The sequence below is a fragment of the Zhihengliuella salsuginis genome, from assembly GCF_014651715.1.
In the GTDB taxonomy this organism is placed as follows: domain Bacteria; phylum Actinomycetota; class Actinomycetes; order Actinomycetales; family Micrococcaceae; genus Zhihengliuella; species Zhihengliuella salsuginis.
Genome location: NZ_BMXK01000007.1, coordinates 20030 through 44576 on the forward strand (window position 1 = coordinate 20030; position 24547 = coordinate 44576).

Genomic DNA, 24547 nt, shown 5'->3' on the forward strand with positions numbered 1-24547 from the left:
GTGCCTCCTTCGGGTCGAGCGGGGCACTCCCCCGCTTCACCGGCTATTCACGATGTACCCCTAGTCTTGCACCCATGACCGGAGATCAACTCCTCATCGACCTCCTGCTGCACGGCTTCGCCGTCCTCGACGACGATGACGACCCCGTGCTGCTCCGCGCCGACGGCTCGCCCATCGACAAACCAGATGCCTGCACGCAAGCTGAAGAGAAGTTGTTCCAACAGGTCGTCGGCCCCGCCGCCGCCGCCGTGGTCGGCGAGGGCGAAGAATTCCAAGGCAGGAGGCCCGCTTGAATCACTACGCCACCACCAGATCGGCGTCCTTCCGGGCCCGTGTGTCCGTTGCGGCGCTCGCTTCCGTGTGCTTTGCAGCGGCCGCCTGGCTTCAGGCCGAGGCCGCGTTGAATCGCTGGGTCACGTGCGACACGAATTCCACCGCGTTCCTCGACACCATGGGATGGGGCAACTACAACTTGTGCGTCATGCGCGAAGACAGCGCACTGAACTACGTGCTCGTGACCGACACGAGCCGGCACGTGGTGACCGAGTCGATGGGCCTCTTCGGGCTCGGCATGCTTCCTCTGGTGGCCGCGATCCCGCTCGCCGCCATCGCATCGAGCTGGCACGCCAACACGCCTCGGCGGCTCATGGTCGTCGCGCTCTCCGCCCTGATGGCCGCCGGCGCCTGGGCCGTTGCCGCGAACGCCCTGGGCCTCGCGGACGGGCGACCACCGCTCCTCGGCGAGCACACGTTCGGGTTCTGGCAGCCGTTCGTCGGCCCGCAGCCGGCCAGTACCCTCTTCAGCCTGGGCGGGTGGGCCTCGCTCGCGCTCGTCGTGGTCGCCTTCACGCGGTCGTTCAGTTGGGGATGCAGCTGGCTCGCGATCGGCATGTTCGGTTTCTCCGCACCGGTACAGTTCTGGGCGTACCTGACGACGCCGGCGTGGAACCTCCACGGCGCCTCGCACGATACGCCGGTCTATTACGAATTCTCCTGGGTCGCCGCCGCAGGCCTCGCCGCCGTGCTCGTTCCGCTGTGTACGCTGGCCGGCCACCGGATCGACGCCTGCGTCGCCCGCTGGTGGGGCGGCCGGCCGGCCACGACCGCCTCCACGACTCCGTAGCGTCGCCTACTCGGCCTCGGAGATGTCGGCGACCTGCGCGCCGAAGTGCGCGACGACGTCGTCCGCCGCGACCGTCATGCCGGCGCCGTGCGCGCCGGCCCCGATGGAGATGGTCCGGCCGGCGACATTCCCATCCGCGACCACGGGCAGCGGGGCCAGCGTCCCGAACGGGGTGATGGTGCCGCGCTCGTACCCGGTGACGCGCTGGGCCTCGGCCGCGTCCGGCATCGAGAGCCGGCTGGTGCCGAGCAGTGCGCGGAGCTTGGGCCAGGAGAACTTGCGGTCGCCGGGGACGAGGACCAGCAGATAATCGCCCTCGCCGCGACGCACCACGAGCGTCTTGATGAGGTCCCGGGGTTCAATTCCGCGGGCCGCGGCCGCCTCCTGGAGGCTGTTCACCCGGCCGTGCTGCGTGGTGGTGAAGTCGAGGCCGGCCGCCCGGGCCGCCTCGACCGCCGGGGTATCGAGTTCGCTCATGTCGCCAGCCTAGCGGTCCCCGGCGTCGTCGCGGGCGGAACGCGCCACGTCCTGGTGGGCCAGGCGGCGCATGGCGGCGATGACGGGCTCGTAGATCGCTGTGCCCAGCACCGAGTACTCGATGGCCCGTCCGCGATCGCCCGTCGGCACCTGGGCGATGTCGAACTCCGCCATGGCGCGCAGGTGCTGCGCGTAGAGGCGCGCCCGTTCGGCGCTGATCCCGAGACCGACCGACTCCGCGGCCGCGAGGGCGTCCTCGAGCTGGGCCATCGCGGTGGATCCCGGGTCGATGGCGGGTCCGATCTCCCGGGCGACGCCCTCGGCACGGGGATAGGGCCCCTGACGGTCGTCGGCGACGGCCGGCGGCAGCGCGGCCACCGCCCGCCCCAGCGACTCGAGCAGATCGTCCGCCGGCTCGTCGATCAGCGCCACGATGGTGCGCACACGGGCCAGCGGCAGGTTCGCGGTGTCCCGCAGGGCGCGGATGAGCGCGAGGCGCCTGACATGCTCCTCGCCGTAGAGCGACAGCTTCGCCCCGACGGCCCGCCCGGGCGGCAGCAGCCCCTCGCGCAGGTAGTACTTGACCGTCGCCAGCGGAACCCCGGTGCGCTCGACCAGTCCCGAGATCCTCATTCACACCCCTTGTCTTGGATACCTTCACTATCTACTCTGGATAGTACAGGTATCCAACACTACGTCAGCGTCATCCGCGAACGGAAGGCAACCGATGGAACCCGCAACCCTCACCCTGGCCGGCATCCTCCTGCTGGCCCTGATCACGGTCGAATCCGGCGGTGCTTTCCTGTTGCGCGTCACGACAGGCGGCAAGCCCAGCAACGACCTCCAGAAGAACTGGTACCGCGCCGGACACGCGCACGCCGCCGTCCTGCTCGTCCTCGCGCTGGCCATCCTCCCCTACACCGACGCCTTCGATCTGCCCGCGTGGGCGACCTGGCTGGCGCGGTCCGGCGTCCCGGTGGCGGCCATCCTCATGCCTGCCGGTTTCTTCCTCGGCGTCCTGGGCGAGGATCCGCAGAAGCCGGGCCCCGCCGCGGTCCTCGTGCCGATCGGCGCCGCAGTGCTCACCGCCGGCCTGCTCGCCGCGGGCATCGGCGCCATCGCCGCGGGGCAGGCCTGACCTGCCGAACCGAGCACGGGGCGGCGAGCCGGTGCTCGCCGCCCCGTGTGGTGCGTAACGCCGTCGGACGACGCCGGATCCCCTCCTACCGCTGCACGGCCCCGTGCCGCTCGGCGGCCAATGCCACGGCGGCGGCGCGGGACTCCGAGGCCTCGTCGGCCGTCAGCGTGCGGTCGGCGGCGCGGAAGCGCAGGCCGAAGGCCAGCGATTTCTTGCCGTCCTCGATGCCGGGGCCCGAGTAGACGTCGAACAGCGCGACCTCCTCGAGCAGCTCGCCGGCGCCCTCCCGGAGCGTCTCGAGCACTGCGGCGGCAACCGTGGTGCCGTCGACGACCAGCGCGACGTCCTGGGTGGACACCGGGAACGTCGAGATCGGCTTCGAGACGATCACGTCCGCCGCGGCGGCCATGATCTCCTCGAGGTTCAGTTCGAAGGCGGCAGTGCGCTCCGGCAGGTCCTGCTCCGACAGCAGCTTCGGGTGCAGCTCGCCGGCGTAGCCGACGACCTCGCCCGAGCGCAGCGACAGCTGCGCGGTGCGGCCCGGGTGGAACGCCTGGTGCGCCCCCTGCGCGACCGCCAGATCGACGCCGAGCAGGTCCGCGACCGTGCGTGCCGCGTCGAGGGCGTCCGACCACTCCCAGGCGCGCGGGGCGTACCCGGCGGCCGGCGCGGCCTCGTGCCCGAGCAGCACACCGCCGATGTGCCACGGCTGGCCCGGGATGCCCGCGTCGAGCTCGTCGAGGACCTCGTCGGCCGGCTTGGCGCCCAGCGGCGGCAGCACGGCCGAACCGGTCTGCTCGCCCGGCTCGAACACGAGTCCGGCTTCGAAGAGGGCCAGGTCGCGGAAGCCGCGGCCGTGGTTGCGGCGCGCCGCGTCCAGCAGCCCCGGAAGCAGCGAGCGGCGCAGGAACCCGAACTCGGAGGAGATCGGGTTGGCCAGCTTCACGGCCGCCACCTCCTCGCCCTCGACCGCCGTGCCGAACCGGTTGTTCTGGGCGGTGGAGACGAACGGGTAGTTGAGCACCTCGGTCAGGCCGGCGTCGGCGAGCCCCTGCAGGACGCGGCGGCGCTGCTGCTGGGCCCGCGTGAGGCCGCGGCCGGGGGGCGCGACCGGGAGGGTCGCGGGGATCCGGTCGTACCCGACCAGGCGCGCGATCTCCTCGACGAGGTCCTCCTTGATGGCCAGATCGGGACGCCACGTCGGCGCGGTGACCCGCAGGCCGCCGTCGTACTCCTCGACGCTCGCGCCGACGCCGTCGAGGGCGGCGAGCTCCTGCTCGCGGGTGTAGTCGACGCCGATGAGGCGCGAGGCGAAGCCCGCGGGCAGGTCGATCACGACGGCGTCGGGGTCCTTGCGGACGTCCGTCACCGTGGTCTCGGCGGTCCCGCCGGCGAGCTCGAGGAGCAGGTCGATGGCGCGCTGCGCCGCGACGTCGGCGAGCGCGAAGTCCACACCGCGCTCGTTGCGCTTGGACGCCTCCGACGGCAGGCGGTGGCGGCGGCGGGTACGGCCCATCGAGATCGCGTCGAAGTGGGCGGACTCGATCAGGACATCGGCCGTGGCGTCGTCGACCTCGGTCTCCGCGCCGCCCATGACGCCGGCGAGGCCGATCGGCCCGCGGTCGTCCGTGATGAGCAGGTCCTCGGCGGAGAGCTCGCGGGTCTTCTCGTCGAGGGTCGTGAGCTTCTCGCCTGGGTTCGCGCGGCGCACGACGATCGGGCCGCGCAGCTTGTCGGCGTCGTAGAAGTGCAGCGGCTGGCCGAGCTCGAGCATGACGTAGTTGGAGATGTCGACGACCAGGGAGATAGAGCGCATGCCGGCCAGGCGCAGGCGCGAGGCCATCCACGGCGGCGTCGGACGCGTGGGATCGACGCCGCGCACCGTGCGGGCGACGAAGCGGTCGCAGCCGTCGGTGCCGTAGATCGGCGCCTGGTCCTCGAGGCGCACGGGGTAGCCCTCGCCGGTGGGCTCGGCTACGGAAACGCGCGAGACCGGGTCGACGAACGCGGTGCCCGTCGAGAGGGCGTATTCGCGGGCGACGCCACGGATCGAGAAGCAGTAGCCGCGGTCCGGGGTCACGTTGATCTCGGCGGCCTCGTCGTTGAGCGCGAACAGCTCGAACACGTCGGCGCCGAGCTCGGCGTCGAGGCCGAAGTCGGACAGGACCATGATGCCCTCGTGGTCTTCGCCCAGGCCGAGCTCGCGCACAGAGGCGATCATGCCGGCGGAGACGTGGCCGTAGGTCTTGCGCGGGCTGATGCGGAAGTCCCCGGGCAGCACGGCGCCGGGCAGGGTCACGACGACCTTGTCCCCGACGCCGAAGTTGTGGGCGCCGCAGACGATCCCCTGCACGCCGGACGGGTCGATGCCGTCGCCGGTCAGCGTCTGCTCGGCGCCCTCCGGCACCACGCGGACCTGGCACCAGTTGATCGTCTTGCCGTTCTTCTGCGGCTCCTTCTCGAGGGAGAGGACCTGCCCGACGACGATCGGGCCCGTCAGCTCGTCCGCGGGACGGTGGACGTCCTCTTCCTCCAGGCCGACCTTCACAAGGTCGGCCATGATGTCCTCGGCCGTGGCGTCGGCCGGTACCTGCGCGAACTCGCGCAGCCATGAAAGCGGAATACGCATGTCTTAGATCTCCATCCCGAAGTGCTGGCTGAAGCGGACGTCGCCCTCGATCATGTCGTGCATGTCGTCGACGTCGTTGCGGAACATCAGGGTGCGCTCCACACCCATGCCGAACGCGAATCCGGAGTACTGCTCGGGGTCGATCCCGGCGGCGCGGAGCACGTTGGGGTTGACCATGCCGCAGCCGCCCCATTCGATCCAGCGCGGGCCGCCCTTGGCACCCGGGTGCCAGATGTCGAGCTCGGCGCTCGGCTCGGTGAACGGGAAGTACGCGGGGCGCAGGCGGATCCGGGCCTCGGCACCGAACATCTGGCGCGCGAAGTGCTCGAGCGTTCCGCGCAGGTCCGCCATGGTCAGACCCTTGTCGACGGCGAGGCCCTCGAACTGGTGGAACACGGGCGTGTGGGTCGCGTCGAGCTCGTCGGTGCGGAACGTCCGCCCCGGGCACAGCACGTAGACCGGCAGGTCGCGCTCGAGCAGCGAGCGCACCTGGACCGGCGAGGTGTGGGTGCGCAGGACGAGGTGCGCCTCGGACGGCTCGACGAAGAACGTGTCCTGCATTTCGCGGGCCGGGTGGTCGGGTGCGAAGTTCAGTGCGTCGAAGTTGAACCACTCGGACTCGACCTCGGGCCCCTCCGCGATCTCCCAGCCCATGCCGACGAAGATGTCGGACACGCGGTCCTGCAGGATCGAGAGCGGGTGGCGGGCCCCGGCACGACGACGGCGCGGCGCCGCCGTGACATCGACCGTCTCCTCCACGAGGATGCGGGCCGCCTCCTCCTCTTCCAACACGGCCGTGCGGGCCGCGAGCGCCTTGTTGACGCGTCCGCGCGCGCTTCCGACGAGCTTGCCGGCGGTGGCCTTGTCGGTCTTGTCGAGCTGCCCGATCTGCCGGTTCGCCAGGGCGAGCGGGGACTTGTCGCTCGTGTGGGCCAGGCGCGCGGCCTTGAGCGCGGCCAGGTCGCCGGCGGCCTCGAAGGCGGCCAGGGCCGCCTCGACGGCGGCGGACACGGCTGCCTCGTCGGTGGGGTGCGGGACGGCCGGGGTCTCCGGCTCGGTCGCGCCTGAGTCGGTTTCTAAGGCGTCGGACAGCGCCGACGTTGCGTCAGACATGGGTGGATACGGCCCTTTTCGGTGTGATTCGGGTGCAGTTGTTCAGCTCCGAGTCTAGTTCAGATGGCCCGCGCCCCGCGCATCCTGTTGCCGCGCCCGCCGGCCCCGAGGCCCCCGCGGAATGCCGTACGGCCTCCTCCTGCCGGCCACGACCGGCGGTAAGCTGACGCCATGGACTGGACGGCGATCCGCAGCACTGCCAACTGGGTGAATCTCACGACCCCGGCCGGCCTCCTGCTCGCCCGGACCGCCGGGTGCCGGGTCGGGCCGTTCGCCGGGCGCCTCCGGGTCGCCACCGGCTACCGTTGGCGGCTCCCCGCCGCCGACGCGTTCACGGTCGGCTCGGTCGTCTTCCTCCGCCCGCGACTCGGCCGGCCGGCGGGGATCCCGTCGCTCATGGCGCACGAGTCGGCGCACGCGACGCAGTACGCCCTCTGCCTGGGCCTGCCGTTCCTGCCGCTGTACTTCGCCGCCGCCGCCTGGTCGCTGGCCAGGACCGGGGACCCCGCGTCGCGGAACGTCTTCGAACGCCGTGCCGGCCTGGTCCTCGGCGGCTACACCGAGCGCCCGCCACGACCGGCGGCCCCGCGTTTCGCGGCCGCGGTCCGCGGCCTCCGGAAGCGGCTCGCCCGCTAGGACTCGGCACCTGCCGGCGCGACGTCGTCGTGCCCGCCGTCCGGCCCGGCAGCGCAGCCGGCGACGACGCCGAGGGCCCGGCCGATGCGCGGCACCGACCACTGCCCCGCGGCGGGCGGGACGTGCACGAAGCCGGCCCGGGCGCCGGGGACGCCGGCGAGCTGGTGCATGAGCTCGTAGAACACGGAGTTGCAGACGTACGTCCCTGCGGTCTGCGAGACCTCGGCCGGGAATCCGGACGCCTCGAGCCGGGCGCGTGCGCGCTTGACCGGCAGGGTCGTGAAGTACGCGGCCGGCCCGTCCGCGCGAACGGGGACGTCGACCGGCTGCTCGCCCGCATTGTCGGCGATCCGCGCATCCATCACGTTGATGGCGACACGCTCGAGCGAGAGGCGATTTCGGTTGCCCGCCAGCCCGGTCGCGATGACGACGTCGGGGCGGTGCGCCGCCAGCGCGTCCTCGAGGACCGCGCCCGCCGATCCGGCCCGCCGGCCGAACACGCACGGCAACTCCACGGCGGCGGCATCCACGCCGGCGCGCACCAGATCGGCCGCGGCGAGCCGGGCTGCGTCGATCGAGGGGTTGGCGTCCGCGCCGCCGAATGGCTCGAAGCCCGTCAACAGGATCATGGCGCCATCCTAGCCCCGACTGCGACTTCGAACGGGGCGAGCCTCTGGACAACCTCTTCGAAGCTGTGTTCTAATGAATGCGTGAGATGGGAAGCTCAGCTGATCCGGCCCCAAGCCGGACAGCCGGATGCGGACACCGGCCGGGTGTCCCCCAAGGCCCGTGCTGGCGGGGCGGACGAGTCCGCTCCGTCGCAGGCCGGTGTCCCGCATCCGCACACCAGCGAGTCCCTCATCGAGCTTCCGGGGCTGATGCGCTCCGTGCGCACACCCGACTTTGACGGCATCGTGTTCCACGAAGTCGTCGCCAAAAGCGCCCTGAACAAGGTCCCGCCGGCGTCGAACATGCCGTTCTCGTGGACGGTCAACCCGTACCGCGGCTGCACACACGCGTGCGTCTACTGCTTCGCCCGCAAAACCCACACCTACCTGGACTTCGACTACGGGCAGGACTTCGACTCCCAGGTCGTCGTCAAGCGCAACGTCGCCGACGTGCTCCGTGCCGAGCTGGGCCGCCCCTCCTGGAATCGGGAGCATGTCGCCCTCGGGACCAACACCGACCCCTACCAGCGCGCCGAGGGCCGCTACCGGCTCATGCCGGAGATCATCCGCACCCTCGCCGAGTCGGGCACACCGTTCTCGATCCTGACCAAGGGCACGCTGCTCGCCAGGGACGCCGACCTCCTGGCCTGGGCCGCGACCCTCGTCCCCGTCGGCGTCGGCCTGTCGATCGCGATGACCAACGACCAGCTCAGCGCGAGCATCGAGCCGGGCACCCCCTCGCCGACCGCCCGGTTCCGACTGCTGGAGCGGCTCGCCGGCTCGGGCATCGACTGCTCGGTGATGGCGATGCCGATCCTGCCGTGGCTCAGCGACTCCGACGAAGCCCTCGGTGCGCTCTTCTCGCGCGTCAGCCGTGCGGGGGCGAACGACCTCACGGTCGGCCCGCTGCACCTGCGGCCCGGGGCCCGCGAATGGTTCATGGCGTGGCTGAGCCGGAACCATCCCCAGCTGGTGCCGCGCTATCAGGGCCTCTACCGGCGCAGCTCGGTCGCCTCCCGGGAGTACCGGCGGTGGTTGGAGCAGCAGGTCGCGGGCCTGCGCCGAGAGCACCGGCTGGGATCTGCCGCGTGGGAGCTGCGCCGCCCCGGCCGGGAGGGGCGCCAGGGCACCACGCCGCCTGCTCCGGACGGGCGGCAGCGCGACTCGGCCCAGGATGCTCTCTTCTAGGAATGCTGGGACTGCGCCGCAGCGGTGACGGCATCGACGATCGGCAGGTCCGCCGGGATCCAGTCGAGTGCCGACGACGCCCCTTCGAGGGGGATCCACCGCAGCAGGTCGTGGTCCTCCAGCGGGAGCGGGAAACCGGCGTCGATGCGGGCGAACCACACCCGCATGGCGGCCGGCCCCGCGAGCTTCCAGCCCTGCTCGATCGGCCCGGACACCTCGGTGCCGAGCGTCGACTCGATTCCCAGCTCCTCGTTCAGTTCGCGGACCAGTGCCGTTTCGCAGGCCTCGCCGGGGTCCACCTTCCCTCCCGGGAATTCCCAGAGTCCCGCAAATTCCTCGGGCCGGGTCCGTCGGGCGGCCAGGAGGAGGCCCGGATTCTCGAGGTCGTCGACGATGGCCGCCCCGACGATCTGCTTCAACGGCAACCGGGACGCATTCACTCCGCGACCGGCTGCTCGGACGGTTCCACGGTTTCGCGGGCGGCGCGGTGGACATCCGGTTCGAGGTAGATGACCTCCGCGATCGGGACGGCAGCGCGGATGCGCTGCTCGGCATCGTCGATGACGGCCGCGATCTCCGCACCCGTCGCATTCTTGTCGACGGTGATCTTGGCAGCGACCAGCAGCTCCTCCGGGCCCAGGTGCAGTGTCTTGAGGTGGATGATGCGGGTTCCGTCTGCCGTGATGGCCTGCTCGATCCCGGCGGCGTGCTCCTTCGTCGCCGACTCGCCCAAAAGGAGCGAGCGGGTCTCGATCGCCAGAACGACCGCGATGACGACCAGCAGCACGCCGATGCTTGCGGTTCCGGCCGCATCCCACATGCCGTTTCCGGTCACCAGCGTCAGCACGACGCCGATGAGCGCGAGGACCAGTCCCAGCAGCGCCCCGAGATCTTCGAGGAGGATCACCGGTAGTTCAGGTGACTTCGCACGGCGCACGAACTGCGTCCAGCTCTTCTTCCCGCGGACCCGGTTGGATTCGATGACGGCGGTGCGGAAGGAGAAGGACTCCGCGATGATCGCCCCGACGAGCACGGCGACGGGTACCCACCACCACGGCCCCTCGATGCCGTGGGGGTCCTGGAACTTGTGCCACGCCTCGTAGAGGGCGAAGAGGCCGCCCACGCTGAAGAGGACGATCGAGACGATGAACGCGTAGATGTACCGTTCGCGGCCGTAGCCGAACGGGTGCTCGGGACTCGCCTGCTTCTTGGCCGCCCTGCCGCCGACGAGCAGCAGCACCTGGTTGCCGGAGTCCGCCACCGAGTGGATGGCCTCGGCGAGCATCGAGGACGACTGTGTCAGAGCCCAGCCGATGAATTTGAAGACGGCGATGGTGAGGTTGGCGATGAGTGCCGCGACCACCGCCTTGGTGCCACCGGATGCTGCCATGGTCGGTCCTTTCGCTCGGATTTCGCGTTGTCGGGTCGGGCCCGGCGGGCCGCGTCCTGGATCAGCTTAGTCGTGCCCGGAGGCTTTCGGGCGTTGGGCACGAGCGGAGGCGTACAGGCAGACAGTGGCGGCGGTGCCGACGTTCAGGGATTCGGCCACACCGTAGAGCGGGACCGCGACGCGCTCGTCTGCCGCGCCCAGCTCCGACGCGTCGAGCCCCGCGGCCTCGTTGCCGAAAAGCCACGCGCTGGGACGCGCCAACAGCGGGTCCTCCCCCGCGCCGTCGCCGAGCCGATGCGCGGCGGCCCCGTCCTGGAGCTCGTCCAGGTCGGCGTCGCCGTAGCCGTCCGCCGCGAGGATGCCGATGCCCGCGGCACGGAGGGCCTCGACGAGCTCGGCGAACTCGACCCCTGCGGCCAGAGGGAGGTGGAAGATCGAGCCCACGGTGGATCGCACGGCTTTGGGGTTGAAGAGGTCCACGCTGCCGCTCGTCGTGACGACGGCGTCGGCTCCCGCGGCGTCGGCCGCGCGCAGGATGGTGCCGGCGTTGCCCGGATCCTGGACGCGGCAGAGCACGGCGACGAGGCGGGGGCCGGCGGCGATGATCTCCTCCAGCGCGACGGTTGTCTGCTGGCAGACCGCGATGATCCCCTGCGGAGTGACGGTGTCGGCCATGGCTGCGATCACCGCCGGCTCGGCGAGTCGGACCTCCGTTCCGCTCGACCCGGCGACGAGGTCGGGGTACCTCTCGGCTGCCTCCGGCGTCGCGAAGATCCAGCGAACGACGCCGTCGCCGCCCTGGGCGGTGCGTTCCGCGTGGAGCCTGGTCGCCTCGCGCACGGCCTGCGGCCCCTCCGCCAGGAACTGCCCGGCCTTGTTCCGGCCGCTCCGGGTCCCCAAGCGGGCGACGTCCTTGACGCGTTCGGCGCGGGGGTTGGCCATGATCGGCTGATCCGTAGGGGCATCTCTCATGTGCATGACTTTATCTTCCGCTGGGGTCGGGCGTGTTGCGCCGTGCTGGCCTGGACGCGAAAAGGGGACGGGATCAATGTGATCCCGTCCCCGCGCCGCCCTCATCGAGGGCGAACAGGCAGAAGCCTGCTACTTGATCTGCTGGCGAGCCTCGCCACCAGCCGGCTCGAAGCCGGCGGCCTTGGCTGCGTCGATCGAGTCGAACCACCACTCAGGGGTGGTCTGCTCGTACCAGGTCGAGCCCGGAACGTGGTACTTCTTCGACTGGTTGCCCTTGATGACGAAGCCTTCCGGAGCATCCTCGCCGTCGACCGCCTTGACGGAGCCGTCAGCCGCAGCGGCTTCGGCGGCCGGAGCGGTCTTGGCGGCGGCCTTCGGAGCCTTGGCGGCCGGAGCAGCCTTGGCAGCCGGAGCAGCCTTGGCAGCCGGAGCGTTCACGTCGGCCGGCAGGGCGCCCTTGGCGACCTTGACCAGCGCCGCGAAGGCGTTGGCGTCGGAAACGGCCAGCTCGGCCAGCATGCGACGGTCGACCTCGACCTCAGCGGCCTTCAGGCCCTGGATCAGACGGTTGTAGGTCAGGCCGTTGGCGCGGGATGCAGCGTTGATGCGCTGGATCCACAGGCGGCGGAAGTCGCCCTTGCGCTTGCGCCGGTCGCCGTAGCTGTAGACGAACGAGTGGAGCAGCTGCTCCTTGGCCTTGCGGTAGAGACGCGAACGCTGACCGCGGTAGCCCTTGGCCCGCTCGAGAACGACCCGGCGCTTCTTGTGGGCGTTGACCGCCCGCTTCACACGTGCCACGTGTGTACTCCTTTATGTTGTGTTCCCGCGTCTTCGGCGTGCGCCGGCGTAGGAACGGTGTCTAATTCGTCAGATGACCCGAGGGGGGACCTTAGAGGCCCAGCATCCGCTTGATGGTCTTCACGTCGGCCTTGGCGACCAGCTGGTCGCTCGCCAGACGGCGGGTCAGCTTCGACGACTTGTGCTCCAGGTAGTGGCGGCGGTTGGCCTGCTGGCGCTTGAGCTTGCCGCTACCGGTGAGCTTGAAGCGCTTCTTGGCGCCACTGTGAGTCTTGAACTTCGGCATATCCGCCGTTCTCCTTACGTGCTCCCGTACCCGAGGGCCGGGGATCTTCTCGGGCATCCGAGGTGGATGCCTCCAGGGTCTGCGCACTCGCCGAGCGGACAGACCGCTCTGAGTGAAACTGCTTGTTCATCGTGCCGGAACACGACGGGTCCGGCTGGTGACCCGGCCGCTCGGCCGCGAGGCCACCGGGCTGGCCGGCCAGGCTATCTGCCTAGTCGTCGGAGCCCTTGACCTGTTCGAGCTTCGCCTTCTCCTCGTCGGACAGGTTGTCCGCGAGTGACTGGTTCAGCTCTGCTGACTCGCCATCGGTTTCGACCCGCTGCTTGTTGCCGCGGCTGCGGGTCTGGTCCTTCTGGGCGCGACGGGCATCGGCCTTGGCCTCCGCCTTCGTCTTCGTCGGACCGATGACCATCACCATGTTGCGACCATCGATGCGCGGAGACGATTCGACGATGCCGACTTCGGCGACGTCCTCGGCGAACTTCTCGAGGAGGCGGATGCCCAACTCGGGACGCTGCTGCTCGCGACCGCGGAACTGAATGATGGCCTTGACCTTGTCGCCGGCTCCGAGGAAACGGAGCGCGTGTCCGGTCTTGGTCTCGTAGTCGTGCTTGTCGATCTTCAGGCGGAAGCGAACTTCCTTGAGAACCGTGTTGGTCTGGTTCTTCCTGGATTCACGAGCCTTGACGGCGGCCTCGTACTTGAACTTGCCGAAGTCCATCAGCTTGCACACCGGCGGCTTGGCATTCGGGGCAACCTCAACGAGGTCCAGATCTGCTTCGCTTGCAAGACGCAAAGCATCTTCGGTCGGGACTACGCCGACCTGTTCGCCGTTGGGTCCAACCAACCGCACCTCTGGGACGCGGATTCGCTCGTTAATGCGTGGATCGCTGATGTGTCGCTCCTGCTAGTTCTTGTACGGATCACCACCCGCATACGGAAAAGGCCCCCGTCTGCGAGTGCAGGCGGAGGCCAGAAAATTCGTTGCCGCTCCTTGCGGAGCAGACGGACGAGCCACCTGAGCGACTGTCCCCGAACGACCCGGCAGCCTGAATCGGCTACGGCGGGTGGGAGTTTGGCCTCCACTTGCAAGCTCGAATCCTACAGTCCAGACGACGGGGGCGCCGTGTTCATTGACGCACCTCACGCAGCCTCGAATGCAGGATTCAAGTCGGTCTGTGAAAAGCTTAGCAGTATGAGCACCTCCGAAACCAATCCGGCAGCCGAATCACAGCACTACTCCATGACTGACGACGCCGCGGTCCGCGACATCGCCGAGGTCCCGGCCGTCGAGGTCATCACGACGGCCGCCGTCCACCTCATGAGCGCCGCCGCCGTCAAGTGCGGGCTCGCCGACGGCCCGGACGCCGAGGAACTGAAGGATCTGGACGAGGCCCGCAAGCTGATCACGGCCCTGGCCGGCCTCATCACGGCGGGCGCCCCGGAGATCGGATCCCAGCACGCCGCACCCCTGCGCGATGGGCTGCGCTCGCTGCAGCTGGCCTTCCGCGAGGCCTCGATCATCCAGGATGCCCCCGGCAAGGGCCCCGGCGAGAAGTTCACCGGCCCGGTTTCCTGACCCGCCCGAACCCGACGAAGAAGCCCGTGAGGCCGCCGTCCGGCGGCCCCGCGGGCTTTTCCATGTTCCAGCCTAGGCTTCCGCGCTCAGGCGCATCTCCAGGGAGTCCACTGCCTCCGCGAACTCCTTCGTCGACGAGAGGCCGGCCTGCAACCGCCCGACGACGGCCTTGGCCTCGGCAGGGTCGATGTCCGCGCCGAAGGTGACGGTGAGGCGGAGCTCGGGCCCGTGGCCTCCGCCGGGGACGACGTGCCCCGACCGGTCACGGCATGCGACACCGCTGCCCGCCGACAAAGCCATGCGACGGACCGCCGGTTCGGCGACCGACAGGTCCCGCAGCAGACCGACCAGCGATTCGTCCCGGTAGCTCGGGGTCCAGTCGCGCTGCTGGGCGAGCGCCCACATCGCCGGGCGCCGCACCACGAAGGTCACCTCGGCGCCCGGGTCGACCACCAGCAACTGGGATTTCTCGTCCACGGCAGAGAGCGCGGCGCGCGGCGCGTAGACCGCCACGGGACGGGCCTCCGGGTGCCAGTCCTGGAGGGCTGCTACGGAGGTGAAGACGGGCAGGGCGCTGCGGCCGTCCGGCGCCTTGATGGTCACGAGGGCCATGTCGGCCTCCTTGTCCTCCGTGAACCCGTGCTCGCCGATGCCGTCTTCGCCCAGGGTGGCGATCACCGGCACGAAGACGCGTGCGGTCGCCAGGGCCGCGATCACGTCCTCCTCCGAGCCGCTCCCGCGGCGCAGCCCGTCCATGGCCGCGGTGTAGCCCGGATCGGCGAGACCGTCGTCCTGGTCGAAGTTGTGCAGCGGGTTCCCCTCGCCCGAGAGGTCGCGCCCCTCCCAGGTCTGGCCAGCAGAGTCCGCGGCGGTGCCGGCTCGCTGGAGCGCGGCTTCGATATGACCCGGCAGGTGCCGCCCGCCCGCAGCCGGTCCGCCGGGGCCTGCCGGTGAGGCCCCGTGCGGGTGGCGGGCTGCGTCGTCGTGCGTCACGGGATCCCTAACGACGGCCGGCCACGTCGAGCGCCTGGGGCAGGGTGAACTTGCCCGCGTAGAGGGCCTTGCCCATGATGGCGCCCTCGACACCCAGCGGCACCAGGTCGCGGAGCACCCTGAGGTCGTCGAGGCTCGAGATGCCGCCGGAGGCGACGACGGGCTTGTCCGTGCGCTCGCACAGCTCCTTGAGGAGCTCGACGTTCGGTCCGCGGAGCGTACCGTCCTTGGTCACGTCCGTGACGACGTAGCGCGCGCAGCCGGCGTCTTCGAGCCGGGCGAGCACGTCCCACAGGTTGCCGCCCTCCTTCGTCCACCCGCGGGCCGCGAGGGTCGTGCCGCGCACATCGAGACCGACGGCGATCTGGTCGCCGTGGCGTTCGATCACCTCGGCGGTCCACTCCGGGTTCTCCAGAGCGGCCGTCCCGAGATTCACCCGGGTCGCGCCGAACTCCAGCGCACGCTCCAGCGACTCGTTGTCGCGGATGCCGCCGGAGAGCTCCACCTTGATCGACATCTCGTCGGCCACGCGGCGGAGGATCTCCGTGTTGTGCCCGCGGCCGAACGCGGCATCGAGGTCCACGAGGTGGATCCACTCGGCGCCGGCCTCCTGCCATGCCATCGCCGCCTCCAGCGGGTCGCCGTAGCCGGTCTCGCTCCCGGCTTCGCCCTGGACCAGGCGGACCGCCTGGCCGTCGGCAACATCGACGGCGGGGAGCAGTTCGAGAATGTCAGTGCTCATAAGAGTTCCTTAGGTGGAGAGAAACGGTGGAATCAGCGCAGCGTCAGCACGTACGCAGCCAGCAGGGACAGCGCCGCCAGCACCCAGGCCGTGACGATCCACGACTTGTGCGCGCGCTGCTGGCGCAGGGAGAGGGCGCCACCGGCGAGCAGGCCGCCGAGCGCCATCAGGAGGATGGACCACATCAGAGAGTGCCCAGCCAGTTCTGGAGCAGCTGGGCGCCGGCGTCACCCGACTTCTCCGGGTGGAACTGGACGGCCGAAAGCGGCCCGTTCTCGACCCCGGCGATGAAAGGGGCGCCGTGGGTCGACCACGTCACCTTCGGCGGTTTCATCCGGGGCTGGAGGACCTCGAATTCCCACTTCTGGACCCCGTAGGAGTGCACGAAGTAGAAACGCTCGTCGTGGAGACCGTCGAAGAGGACGCTGTCTTCCGGGGCATCGATCGTGTTCCACCCCATGTGGGGGACGACCGGAGCATCGAGCCGCTCGACCGTGCCCGGCCATTCGCCGATGCCTTCGGTACGCACCCCGTGCTCCACACCCTCCTCGAAGAAGACCTGGTGCCCGACGCAGATACCGAGGACGGGCCGCCCGCCCGCGACGCGCCGCCCGATCTGGTGGACCGCCCCGACGTCCTTCAGCGCCTTCATGACCGCGGCGAACGCCCCGACGCCCGGAACCACGAGCCCCTCGGCTTCGGACACCAGCTTCGGATCCCGCGTCAGTGTGACATCCGCGCCGACGCGTTCCAGCGCGCGCACGGCCGAGCGGACGTTTCCGGAGCCGTAGTCGAGGACGGCGACCCTGGGCGCGCCCATCCTAGAGCGCGCCCTTGGTCGACGGGATCTCCCCGCCGAGTCGGGCGTCGGGCTCGACGGCCTCGCGCAGGGCCCGGGCCAGAGCCTTGAACTGGGCCTCCACGATGTGGTGCGGGTCCCGTCCGCCGAGTACGCGCATGTGCAGGCAGATCTGGGCGTGCAGGGTCAGGGCTTCGAAGATGTGACGCGTGAGCGAACCTGTGAAGTGCCCGCCGATGAGGTGGTACTCCTGACCGTCCGGCTCTCCGCCGTGCACGAGGTAGGGCCGCCCCGAGACATCCACGACGGCGTGTGCCAGCGCCTCGTCGAGAGGAATAGTGGCCTGGCCGAACCGCCGGATCCCGGCCTTGTTCCCGAGTGCCACGCGAAGAACCTCGCCGAGGGTGATGGCTACGTCCTCCACGGTGTGGTGGACGTCGATGTGCGTATCGCCGGAGGCTTCGACGGTGATGTCGATCATGGAGTGGCGGGCGAGCGCGGTCAGCATGTGGTCGTAGAACGGGACCGTCGTGTTGATCGCGGCCGCTCCGGTGCCGTCGAGGTCCAATTCGACCATGACCGACGATTCGCTGGTCTTCCGTTCCATGCGGGCACGACGGCCCGAAAGCAGTTCTGCGGGCATTCTCTGTCCTTCGACGTTTGGGGCGGCAGCCTGCGGGCTGCAGGTCTAGTTTAGCGATCGGACGGCGCGCGGCCGTCCGTTATCGCTCTGAGGCAAATCAGCGCTGGGCCCGGTCCTCCACCAGCAGGTCTTCGAGCGCCTCGAGGAATGCCGAGGTCTCGGCCTCGGTACCGGCCGTGACGCGCAAGTGGCCGCTGATTCCGACGTCGCGGACCAGGATCCCCTTCTCGACAAGACGGCTCCAGACCTTCGAGGGCGTCCGGAGGCCACCGAAGAAGACGAAGTTGGAGTCGCTGGCGGCCGGCTCGAGCCCCATCCGCGTGAGCTCGTCGACGATCCGGTCCCGCTGCACTTTGATGTCCTCGACGTTGGCCAGGAGGGCACCGACGTGCTTCAACGCCGCATTCGCGGTCGCCTGGGTCACGGCCGAGAGGTGGTACGGCAGTCGGACGAGTCGCAGGGCGGCCGTGACTTCTTCCGCCGCGGCAAGGTACCCGAGGCGGGCTCCGGCCAGCGAGAACGCCTTGCTCATCGTCCTGCTGACGATCAGTCGCGACCGCCCCGGGAGGAGCTCGAGCGCGGAAGGTGTCCCCGCGTGGCGGAATTCGGAGTAGGCCTCGTCGACGACCACGACGGTCTGCGCATCCTCTCCCGCTTCGTAGACGGCCGTCACGACGTCCTGGCCCAGGGCCGTCCCGGTGGGGTTGTTGGGCGAGCAGAGGAAGACGATGTTCGGCCGGTGTTCGCGGACCTGCGCCGCCGCGGACTCGGGGGTGAGCTCGAATCCGGCGCCGCGCTCTCCGGCGATGTACGTCGTATCGGTACCGCTGGCCAGCAGCGGATACATGGAGTACGTCGGCGGGAAACTCAGGAGGGATCGGCCCGGCCCGCCGAAGGCCTGCAGAATCTGCTGAAGCACTTCGTTGGATCCGTTCGCGGCCCACACCTGCCCGGGGTTCACACCGTGGCCGAGATACTCGGCGAGGCGTGTACGAAGCTCGACGAACTCGCGGTCCGGATACCGGTTCAGCAGCTGGGCCGCTGCGAAGACCTCGTCGGCGATGGCCCGGCTGACTTCCGCGGGCAGTGGATGGGTGTTCTCATTGACGTTCAACTGGATGGGAACGTCGAGCTGGGGCGCGCCGTAGGGCTGCAGGCCCCGCAGGTTCTCTCGCAGCGGTAGTTTCGACAGTCGCTCTAGAACATCACTCACCGACCCAGTTTAGGTCGTGTGGAGTCCGAGTTCAGAATGCAGGGCTGGCCGGAGTAACAATCCGGCCGCACCGGTCGGTCAACCGACCGGGACGAAGACCTCTTGGCCGGCCTGGACGATCTGCTCGTCGAGGTTGTTCAGCTCGACGATCTCCGTGATGACGATGCGCGGGTCCCGCTCGGGTGCGAACTCCTGCGCCAATCCCCAGAGACTGTCCCCGTCCAGCACTGTCACCGCCTCCACTGCAGGCGACGAGACGTCCTGGCTGCCGGCTGCGTTGGCCGGAGAGCTCAGGAGACCGGCCAGGAGGACGAGGAGTGCAGCTCCGATCATCAGCGGCAGCCCGATGAAGACGAATCGCCCGCGCTGCGTCAAGCGGAGGCGCCCCGGGCGAGGTGGCATCGGCGTCGCGATGGGTTCGATGGAGGCGACGGGCTGTTCGGTTGCGAGTGCGATGGGTGCCACGGTCTTGCCTTTCTTCCTGATGCGATGGGTTCCATACCGCGAATCCCGCCCAGCGGGACCGCGTATTCGAAGTGCGGACTCAAGTTCGAATATCGAACTAGAACAGATCTTCGAATCCTGCTTGTCTATGTCTAGCATCCTTGAGCGATCGTTGTCGAGACACGTTCGAACAAATCTTTGAATGCCGCTGTCGGCTCCACTAGAGTGGAACCATGTAGTTCGCAGGAATTACTGCACCATCCGGCACCCGCATTTTGGGTTCGAATCCGCCGGGGTGCCGGAACGCGTAGCAAGGATGTGTGGCCATGGCTTCGAGCGAGTCCCCCAAACCCCGCCGCCAGCGCAAGAGTCTGACGCTGCGTCAGCGCAAGATTCTGGAGACGATCCAGCGGTCGATCGCCGCCCACGGCTACCCGCCGTCCATGCGGGAGATCGGCGATACGGTCGGACTCGCCAGCCTGTCGAGTGTGACGCACCAGCTCTCCCAGCTCGAGAAGCTCGGCTACATCCGCCGCGATCCGCGCCGTCCGCGGGCGATGGAGATCCTCAAGCCGCTCACGCTGTCCGAGGAGAATTCCTCGGCATCGGGGGATGACGTGAAGTCCGTCAGCGGATTGCCCGTAGCGGAGCTGACGAGCGCTGTCGACACGGCCATGGTCCCGCTGGTGGGGCGCATCGCGGCCGGCGGCCCGATCCTCGCGGACCAGACCGTGGAGGACATGATGCCCCTCCCCCGGCAGCTTGTCGGCCAGGGCGAGCTCTTCATGCTCAAAGTCAGCGGCGACTCGATGGTCGAAGCCGCCATCTGCGATGGCGACTGGGTCGTCGTCCGCCGTCAGAACGACGCCGAGAACGGCGACATCGTGGCCGCCCTCCTGGAAGACGAGGCGACCGTCAAGACCTTCCGTCAACGTGACGGACACACGTGGCTGCTGCCCCAGAACCGGCAGTACGAGCCGATCCTCGGCGACGAGGCCACGGTCATGGGCAAGGTCGTCTCCGTCATGCGCTCGCTCTAGACTCCGCGCACGGCCAGCTACGAGAAAGGGCACCTACCGGCTCGGTAGGTGCCCTTCGATGTATCCGCGGGTCAGTTGTCTTCGGACAGGCGCTTGAGAGCGCTCCGAACCGTCGACTTGTCGACCGTCGGCCACATCGCCGGCAGGGACGCCCGCAGGTAGCCTCCGTAGCGTTCCGTGGCCAATCGTGAGTCCAGGATCGCGACGACGCCACGGTCGGCAGTGGAGCGGATGAGTCGGCCGGCGCCCTGCGCGAGCCGTACCGCGGCATGACTGGCGGACACGGACATGAACCCGTTGCCGCCACGTTGCGCGACGTCGCGACTGCGCGCCGTCGACAAGGGGTCGTCCGGCCGCGGGAACGGGATGCGGTCGATAATGACGAGCCGGCACGACCGCCCTGGAACGTCGACACCCTGCCACAACGTCATCGTCCCGAACAGGCAGGTGTCCGGCTCTTCGGCGAACTGCTCGACCAGGGCGCTCATCCCGGACTCGCCCTGGCACAGGATCGTCTCGCTCAGGCGTGGCCGGAGCGCCTCGGCGGCGTCCTCGGCCGCCCGTTTCGACGAGAAGAGCACCAGCGCGCCGCCTCCGGATGCGTGGATCAGGTCGGCGATCTCGTCGAGGGCTTCTGCGGAAACCTGGCGTCCGGGCTTCGGCAGATGCTTGGCGACGTAGAGCATCCCCTGTTTCGGGTAGTCGAACGGACTTCCCACATCGATGCCCTCCCACGACGGTGCCCCGTCCCCGAGCAGGCCGAGGTCCCCCGCCACGTGCTCGAATGCCGCCCCGATGGCGAGGGTTGCCGAAGTCAGCACGACGGTCCGGCCGTCGAAGAGACCCTCGCGGAGCTTTCCAGCCACGGACAGCGGGGCAACGTAGAGGTTCGCCGGGGTCGAGTCGTCCGGTTGGACGTACCCCTGCCCCGGGACGAACCCACCGGGGCGCGACGCCCAGACCACTTCCCGCTCATCCGTGGCCTCTTTGAGCCTGTCGCCCATTTCGACGAGGTAGGACAACTGGGAACGAGCCATCTGACGTGCCCCGTCGACGGGTTCGTTCGGCTCGGGCTTCGAGTCGGACATCGCCACGCGCGCCGCGTCGGCTACTTCGGAGACGGCCAGCGTCTGGGCCTCGTTCAGCCCCTTGGGCATGAGTCCCGCCGGGACCCCCGTCATCGCCTTCTCGAGTGCCTTGGCCGCCTGCGTGAGCTGGTCCACGTTCACTCGGCAGTGCTTCCGGGCGGCGCTGGCCGCGGTCATGACCATGGCCGCCGACAGGTCACGGGTCACCGACCCCGTCACCCGGTCCTGGAGCTCGTGCGCTTCGTCGATGATGACCGTGTCGAAGTCGGGCAGTACCGCGAGCCCCTCGAATGCCGAGACTGCGAGCATGGCGTGATTCGTGATCACGACATCGGATTCGGCCGCACGCGCCCTGGCCATCTCGCTGAAGCACTCTTCCGCCATCGGGCACTTCTGGGCGCCGAGGCAGTCGCGGGCGCTGACCGACACCTGCCGCCATGCCAGATCGCTGACGCCGGGACGGAGATCATCCCGATCACCGGTGTCCGTCTCCTCGGCCCATTCGCGGAGCCGGACGACGTCTCGTCCCAGCGGCGACGACGGACCGGCCGACGCCTGCTGACGGGAGGCGCCGTCCGCTGTGAGCGAGAACAGCGCGCCCTCATCGTCGTCCGGGTAGCCTCCACCGAGCTTGTACTTGCAGACGTAGTTGCCGCGGCCCTTCGCGATGGCGACGTCCATCGGCCGCGGGAGGTCATCGGCGAGGTGCTCCAGCAGGCGCGGTACGTCCCTGCTGACGATCTGCGACTGCAGGGCCAGAGTCGCCGTCGAGACCACCACCGGCTTGTCCGAATCGACGGCATGGGCCAGTGCCGGCACCAGATAGGCCAACGACTTGCCGGTGCCGGTGCCGGCCTGGACCAGAAGATGCCGGCCGCTGCCTAGCGACTCGGCGACGTGCTTCGTCATCTCCTGCTGGCCGACCCGGCTGGTACCACCCATGCGCGTCACTGCCGTCTCCAGCAGTTCGAGAACCTCCGCGCCCTCAGACATCCTGCGGCGCTTCGTCGTCGTTGCCGTCCAACAGGAACTCCTCCAGTTCCGGCTTCAACGACTCCCGGACCTGCACCCGCATCCGCGTGCCGTCCGCGACGTGCTCCGTCGTCAGGATCTCGGCGTCGTTCTCGTGCAGGCGGCTGACGACATCGCCGCGCTGATACGGAACGAGGATGTCCATCAGCACGTCGGGGCGCGGGATGGCGGCGGAAACCTGCTCCATCAACTCGTCGATGCCGGCACCGGTGCGGGCCGAGACGACTGCCGTCCGCGGCTCGCGCTGCCGCAGGCGCTCGATGACGAACGGATCCGCCGCGTCCGCCTTGTTGAGGACGATGATCTCGGGGATCTCGTGGGCATCGACGTCGCGCAGAACCTCGCGCACGGCCCGGATCTGACCTTCCGGGTCGGGGTGCGAGACATCGACGACGTGCAGGATGAGATCTGCGTCGGCGACCTCCTCGAGGGTGGACCGGAACGCTTCCACCAGCTGCGTCGGCAGGGAGCGGACGAAGCCCACCGTGTCGGCGATCGTGAATCCGACGCCGTCGGGAGTCTCCGCTTTGCGGATGGTCGGGTCCAGCGTCGCGAACAGCGCGTTCTCGACGAGGACGCCGGCCTTCGTCACGCGGTTGAGCAACGACGACTTCCCGGCGTTGGTGTAGCCGGCGATGGCGACGGACGGGACGGTGTTGCGCTTGCGGTTCGCCCGCTTCGCCTCGCGCGCCGGTTTCATGGCGGAGATCTCGCGCCGCAGCTTGGACATCCGGCTGCGGATGCGGCGACGATCGAGCTCGATCTTGGTCTCGCCCGGACCGCGCGAACCGATGCCGCCGCCGGCGGCACCTACCCGGCCGCCGGCCTGACGCGAGAGCGACTCTCCCCAACCGCGCAGTCGCGGCAACAAGTACTCGAGTTGTGCCAGTTCGACCTGCGCTTTACCCTCACGGCTCTTGGCGTGCTGGGCGAAGATGTCGAGGATCAACGCCGTGCGGTCGATGACCTTGACCTTCACGATGTCCTCGAGGGCCCTGCGCTGGGACGGGGCGAGCTCGGAATCGATCACGACGGTATCCGCACCGGTGGCGGCGACGATGTCCCGCAGTTCCTCGGCCTTGCCGGAGCCCAGGAATGTGCCCGGGTCTGGCTTCATCCGACGCTGGATCAGCCCGTCGAGGACCTCGGAGCCCGCGGTCTCGGCGAGGGCCGCCAGTTCGCGCAGAGAGTTCTCCGCGTCGTCGGCTGTGCCGTCGCTCCAGATGCCCGCGAGAACGACGCGCTCGAGGCGGAGCTGACGGTACTCGACCTCGGTCACGTCCTCGAGCTCCGTCGACAGCCCGGATACGCGCCGCAGCGCGCGGCGGTCCGCGAGATCCTGCTGCTCGCCGTCGTGCTGGCCGTGCTCGTTCCCGAGGTCGGACAGCTCACGGGCGCGTCCGGTCATCGACCGACCCGTGTCGGACGACTGCGTGGACCCGCTGGTTGCATTGTCAGCGGCGAGGATCCGGTCGATCACGGACTGGATCTCGGCGTCGGCCGCCTGAGCGGCCGGCGACGTCTGCTCATGCTCGTTGCCGGAGTCGTCAGCGGAGTGGTTTTTGTGATGCTGGGTCATAGTTCCTTTGCAAAGACTGGTGCTTCAAGGATAGTCGCCCGCACCCTCCTTTTGGGTGCCAGCGCGCGTTCCCGTCCTGGATGTCGGCAGCCGACGGCCGCGGAGGGCACCGCATGGATGGGAGAGGCCCGACGGCGAGGCGTCGCAGCCCGTGCCGTTGCCGCGGCGCAGGCGCGGGATCCGGCCTCTTTCAGGGGCCGTCAGCGCTCGACCGCATTGTCACTGCCCACTACGGCAGCGGCACGGTCAGGAGTGGAAGAAAGTCATAGGGAAAACTCTATCACTGCCGGGATTCGCGCAGTTCGCGGGCAGCGATTAAGGTGCTTGCATGGGTTCAGAGCATTACTTCAGCGCGCAGCCGGCCACGCCGGAACAGCGCAAGACCATCACGGTCGAACTGGCCGGCTCCGAACACCGGGTCGAGACGGCCGGAGGAATCTTCAGTCCCGACGGCCTCGACAAGGGCACCGCCGTCCTGCTCGCCGGCGCACCGGCACCGGCAAACTCTGGACACCTGCTCGATATCGGCTGCGGCTGGGGGCCCATCGCGCTGACCCTCGCACTCGCCTCGCCTGACGCGACAGTCCACGCCATCGACGTCAACGAGCGCTCGATCAACCTGACGCGGGACAATGCGGCGGCCTTGGGCCTGGAGAACCTCCGCGCCGGGCAGCCGGATTCCGTGCCCTCCGACGTCGAGTTCGCGACCATCTGGTCCAATCCGCCGATCCGCGTCGGCAAACAGGCACTGCACGAGCTGCTGCTGAAGTGGCTGCCGCGGCTCGCCCCGGGCGGGACCGCCTGGCTCGTCGTCCAGAAGAATCTCGGGGCCGATTCACTGCTGCCGTGGCTGAACCGCGAGCTCCCCAGCGGATTCAGCGCTGTACGGGACTCCACCGCCAAGTCGTTCCGGCTCCTGAAGGTCGAACGAGCCGGCTAGGCGGGACGCGGCTGGGATCGTGGACGGCCGTCCGCCG

28 protein-coding genes are annotated in these 24547 nt (G+C 69.3%); 8 read left to right on the plus strand and 20 right to left on the minus strand.

The window, feature by feature from the left end; all coding sequences use genetic code 11:
* Window positions 1-74: 74 nt before the first annotated feature.
* Together IE069_RS08860 and IE069_RS08865 are read left to right on the plus strand one after the other, a co-directional pair.
* Complete coding sequence (locus tag IE069_RS08860) at window positions 75-293, plus strand: hypothetical protein (RefSeq protein ID WP_189349786.1); 219 nt, start codon at window positions 75-77, stop codon at window positions 291-293.
* A complete protein-coding gene (locus IE069_RS08865) occupies window positions 290-1123 on the plus strand; it encodes a hypothetical protein (RefSeq protein WP_189349787.1) in 834 nt (277 codons plus the stop codon). Before IE069_RS08860 ends, IE069_RS08865 begins: the two co-directional genes overlap by 4 nt.
* A gap of 6 nt (window positions 1124-1129) precedes the next feature.
* On the opposite strand, the gene IE069_RS08870 is transcribed toward IE069_RS08865, so the two are convergent.
* Together IE069_RS08870 and IE069_RS08875 are read right to left on the minus strand one after the other, a co-directional pair.
* Window positions 1130-1600, minus strand: coding sequence for an aminoacyl-tRNA deacylase (locus IE069_RS08870; protein ID WP_189349788.1), 471 nt, complete (start codon window positions 1598-1600; stop codon window positions 1130-1132).
* Window positions 1601-1609: 9 nt separating this feature from the next.
* The gene (locus tag IE069_RS08875) at window positions 1610-2233 is read right to left on the minus strand and encodes a MerR family transcriptional regulator (protein WP_189349789.1); all 624 of its coding nucleotides are present in this window, start codon (window positions 2231-2233) and stop codon (window positions 1610-1612) included.
* 94 nt (window positions 2234-2327) lie between these two features.
* On the opposite strand from IE069_RS08875, the gene IE069_RS08880 reads away from it, so the two are divergent.
* Window positions 2328-2738 (plus strand): hypothetical protein, encoded by a 411-nt coding sequence (locus tag IE069_RS08880; RefSeq protein ID WP_189349790.1) that lies wholly within the window; start codon window positions 2328-2330, stop codon window positions 2736-2738.
* Window positions 2739-2823: 85 nt separating this feature from the next.
* Here the strand turns inward: IE069_RS08880 and pheT are convergent, their stop codons facing one another.
* Complete coding sequence (gene pheT, locus IE069_RS08885) at window positions 2824-5367, minus strand: phenylalanine--tRNA ligase subunit beta (protein WP_189349791.1); 2544 nt, start codon at window positions 5365-5367, stop codon at window positions 2824-2826.
* Window positions 5368-5370: 3 nt separating this feature from the next.
* Window positions 5371-6480: a phenylalanine--tRNA ligase subunit alpha gene (pheS, locus tag IE069_RS08890; RefSeq protein WP_189349792.1), complete on the minus strand. Its 1110-nt coding sequence runs from the start codon at window positions 6478-6480 to the stop codon at window positions 5371-5373.
* Window positions 6481-6651: 171 nt separating this feature from the next.
* Between pheS and IE069_RS08895 the strand changes: the two genes are divergently transcribed.
* Window positions 6652-7116 (plus strand): hypothetical protein, encoded by a 465-nt coding sequence (locus tag IE069_RS08895; RefSeq protein ID WP_189349793.1) that lies wholly within the window; start codon window positions 6652-6654, stop codon window positions 7114-7116.
* Here IE069_RS08895 and IE069_RS08900 read toward each other — a convergent pair.
* On the minus strand, window positions 7113-7745 hold the full coding sequence (locus IE069_RS08900; RefSeq protein WP_189349794.1) for a pyroglutamyl-peptidase I: 633 nt from the start codon (window positions 7743-7745) through the stop codon (window positions 7113-7115). The two genes, IE069_RS08895 and IE069_RS08900, sit on opposite strands and share 4 nt — an antisense overlap.
* An 81-nt stretch (window positions 7746-7826) precedes the next feature.
* Here IE069_RS08900 and IE069_RS08905 point away from each other — a divergent pair, with 81 nt between their 5' ends.
* Entirely contained in the window at window positions 7827-8972 is a 1146-nt protein-coding gene (locus IE069_RS08905; RefSeq protein WP_189349795.1) for an Rv2578c family radical SAM protein, read from the plus strand.
* On the opposite strand, the gene IE069_RS08910 is transcribed toward IE069_RS08905, so the two are convergent.
* The 6 genes from IE069_RS08910 to infC all read right to left on the minus strand — a co-directional run bounded on the left by IE069_RS08910 (window position 8969) and on the right by infC (window position 13271).
* On the minus strand, window positions 8969-9397 hold the full coding sequence (locus tag IE069_RS08910; protein WP_189349796.1) for a (deoxy)nucleoside triphosphate pyrophosphohydrolase: 429 nt from the start codon (window positions 9395-9397) through the stop codon (window positions 8969-8971). The two genes, IE069_RS08905 and IE069_RS08910, sit on opposite strands and share 4 nt — an antisense overlap.
* 11 nt (window positions 9398-9408) lie before the next feature.
* Window positions 9409-10362, minus strand: a complete 954-nt coding sequence (locus IE069_RS08915) for a cation diffusion facilitator family transporter (protein ID WP_189349797.1) — start codon at window positions 10360-10362, stop codon at window positions 9409-9411.
* A 66-nt stretch (window positions 10363-10428) separates the two neighbouring features.
* Window positions 10429-11340 carry a TrmH family RNA methyltransferase gene (locus IE069_RS08920; RefSeq protein ID WP_189349798.1) on the minus strand — a complete coding sequence of 304 codons (912 nt, stop codon included), beginning with the start codon at window positions 11338-11340 and terminating at the stop codon, window positions 10429-10431.
* Between the two features lie 123 nt (window positions 11341-11463).
* Window positions 11464-12132, minus strand: coding sequence for a 50S ribosomal protein L20, sunset domain variant (gene rplT / locus IE069_RS08925; RefSeq protein WP_189349799.1), 669 nt, complete (start codon window positions 12130-12132; stop codon window positions 11464-11466).
* A gap of 91 nt (window positions 12133-12223) precedes the next feature.
* Entirely contained in the window at window positions 12224-12418 is a 195-nt protein-coding gene (gene rpmI, locus IE069_RS08930; RefSeq protein ID WP_189349800.1) for a 50S ribosomal protein L35, read from the minus strand.
* A gap of 211 nt (window positions 12419-12629) precedes the next feature.
* Window positions 12630-13271 carry a translation initiation factor IF-3 gene (gene infC, locus IE069_RS08935; protein ID WP_229791044.1) on the minus strand — a complete coding sequence of 214 codons (642 nt, stop codon included), beginning with the start codon at window positions 13269-13271 and terminating at the stop codon, window positions 12630-12632.
* A gap of 342 nt (window positions 13272-13613) precedes the next feature.
* On the opposite strand from infC, the gene IE069_RS08940 reads away from it, so the two are divergent.
* Window positions 13614-13997 (plus strand): DUF1844 domain-containing protein, encoded by a 384-nt coding sequence (locus IE069_RS08940; RefSeq protein WP_189349801.1) that lies wholly within the window; start codon window positions 13614-13616, stop codon window positions 13995-13997.
* A gap of 72 nt (window positions 13998-14069) precedes the next feature.
* Here the strand turns inward: IE069_RS08940 and IE069_RS08945 are convergent, their stop codons facing one another.
* From IE069_RS08945 to IE069_RS08975, 7 genes are all read right to left on the minus strand, one after another.
* The gene (locus IE069_RS08945; RefSeq protein WP_189349802.1) at window positions 14070-14990 is read right to left on the minus strand and encodes an SseB family protein; all 921 of its coding nucleotides are present in this window, start codon (window positions 14988-14990) and stop codon (window positions 14070-14072) included.
* Window positions 14991-14997: 7 nt separating this feature from the next.
* Window positions 14998-15732 carry a bifunctional 1-(5-phosphoribosyl)-5-((5-phosphoribosylamino)methylideneamino)imidazole-4-carboxamide isomerase/phosphoribosylanthranilate isomerase PriA gene (priA, locus tag IE069_RS08950; RefSeq protein WP_189349803.1) on the minus strand — a complete coding sequence of 245 codons (735 nt, stop codon included), beginning with the start codon at window positions 15730-15732 and terminating at the stop codon, window positions 14998-15000.
* Window positions 15733-15764: 32 nt separating this feature from the next.
* Entirely contained in the window at window positions 15765-15917 is a 153-nt protein-coding gene (locus IE069_RS08955; RefSeq protein ID WP_189349804.1) for a CG2302 family histidine operon protein, read from the minus strand.
* Entirely contained in the window at window positions 15917-16552 is a 636-nt protein-coding gene (gene hisH, locus IE069_RS08960) for an imidazole glycerol phosphate synthase subunit HisH (RefSeq protein WP_189349805.1), read from the minus strand. The genes IE069_RS08955 and hisH overlap by 1 nt, the downstream gene beginning before the upstream one ends.
* Window position 16553: 1 nt before the next feature.
* Window positions 16554-17174, minus strand: coding sequence for an imidazoleglycerol-phosphate dehydratase HisB (gene hisB, locus IE069_RS08965; protein ID WP_189349806.1), 621 nt, complete (start codon window positions 17172-17174; stop codon window positions 16554-16556).
* A 97-nt stretch (window positions 17175-17271) separates the two neighbouring features.
* Window positions 17272-18387 carry a histidinol-phosphate transaminase gene (locus IE069_RS08970; RefSeq protein WP_189349807.1) on the minus strand — a complete coding sequence of 372 codons (1116 nt, stop codon included), beginning with the start codon at window positions 18385-18387 and terminating at the stop codon, window positions 17272-17274.
* A gap of 78 nt (window positions 18388-18465) precedes the next feature.
* Window positions 18466-18852 carry a LysM peptidoglycan-binding domain-containing protein gene (locus IE069_RS08975; RefSeq protein ID WP_229791045.1) on the minus strand — a complete coding sequence of 129 codons (387 nt, stop codon included), beginning with the start codon at window positions 18850-18852 and terminating at the stop codon, window positions 18466-18468.
* A gap of 305 nt (window positions 18853-19157) precedes the next feature.
* Between IE069_RS08975 and lexA the strand changes: the two genes are divergently transcribed.
* Window positions 19158-19871, plus strand: a complete 714-nt coding sequence (lexA, locus tag IE069_RS08980) for a transcriptional repressor LexA (RefSeq protein WP_189349808.1) — start codon at window positions 19158-19160, stop codon at window positions 19869-19871.
* Between the two features lie 71 nt (window positions 19872-19942).
* Here lexA and IE069_RS08985 read toward each other — a convergent pair whose 3' ends face one another.
* Window positions 19943-21952: an ATP-dependent DNA helicase gene (locus IE069_RS08985; RefSeq protein WP_189349809.1), complete on the minus strand. Its 2010-nt coding sequence runs from the start codon at window positions 21950-21952 to the stop codon at window positions 19943-19945.
* Window positions 21945-23570 (minus strand): GTPase HflX, encoded by a 1626-nt coding sequence (hflX, locus tag IE069_RS08990; RefSeq protein ID WP_189349810.1) that lies wholly within the window; start codon window positions 23568-23570, stop codon window positions 21945-21947. Before hflX ends, IE069_RS08985 begins: the two co-directional genes overlap by 8 nt.
* A gap of 328 nt (window positions 23571-23898) precedes the next feature.
* Here hflX and IE069_RS08995 point away from each other — a divergent pair, with 328 nt between their 5' ends.
* Entirely contained in the window at window positions 23899-24510 is a 612-nt protein-coding gene (locus IE069_RS08995) for a class I SAM-dependent methyltransferase (protein ID WP_189349811.1), read from the plus strand.
* The last annotated feature ends 37 nt before the right edge of the window (window positions 24511-24547 follow it).